The following is a 794-nucleotide window of genomic DNA, read 5'->3' as shown; positions in this document are numbered from 1 at the left end:
AATCCTTTGCCGGTCTTGACGGACGAAAGGGCGCCGAACGCTACGGCGATGCAGGATGGTATCGCCTCAAGACCGGCGCGGCGGTCCTTGAAAATGCCCTGACGGTCCTGGACTGCAAGCTAGAAACCGCATTCCACTACAATTCCCATGCCGTTTTGGTCGGACATGTCTGCGCGATGGAAATCCGGCAGGGCATAGGGCCGCTGCTCTACTGGCGCGGCGGCTATCATGAACTTCCGGCGGAGGTTGATCAAAACGGCCTAATCTAGGCACGGACAAAACCCTGCAGGCGCCGCTCGAACGGTGGCTGGCGAAAACCGCAACTGAAATCGCCCGCCTCCCAGGCTCAAGAATTCTATCACCAAGGCGGTCAGAAAGGCGACCAATCTTCGCAGCCCAGTCGCTGGCATGCCCAACCCTTCTTTCCGATCGCATCGTTATTTTCGCCGACACCGTTTTCGACATCGCTGCGTACGTTTTCGAGTGTTGTTCCGAGCCATCCCTTCCTGCCAAAGAGATCGTGATTTTGGCCCGGCCCGTAGATGACGTCACTGACGGCGTTAGACAGTGTCCGCATCGTCCAGCCGTTCTTCCCTACGAGATCGTTGTTATCGCCAAAGCAGCCATCGCCTCCAAAATCTCCTTCGACGCATTTCTGCAACTCGCGCAGTGTCAGGCGCACCGCGATGCAAGCCGCCGCGGCGTAGGGCTGCGCACCCGTTTCAGCCACACATTGGACGGCTATGCGCTGTTCAGGATTGAGACCCGCGCCAAGCATCTTGCTGCCGGCGCAG

At 58.7% G+C, this 794-nt stretch carries 2 protein-coding genes; one reads left to right on the top strand and one right to left on the bottom strand.

The features are described from left to right. Nucleotides 1-269, top strand: a 269-nt coding sequence (locus FY112_RS00130) for a flavin reductase family protein (RefSeq protein WP_181018105.1), incomplete at its 5' end; no start/stop codon positions are given. Between the two features lie 101 nt (nt 270-370). Here the strand turns inward: FY112_RS00130 and FY112_RS00125 are convergent. Further along, nucleotides 371-794: hypothetical protein (locus tag FY112_RS00125; RefSeq protein ID WP_210384793.1), on the bottom strand; the 424-nt coding region annotated here is incomplete at its 5' end.

The organism is Rhizobium sp. PEPV16, from assembly GCF_008919455.1.
Lineage (GTDB): Bacteria > Pseudomonadota > Alphaproteobacteria > Rhizobiales > Rhizobiaceae > Rhizobium > Rhizobium leguminosarum_Q.
Note: the sequence above shows the minus strand (reverse complement) of the source record. Positions and strands in the feature narration are given on the sequence as shown.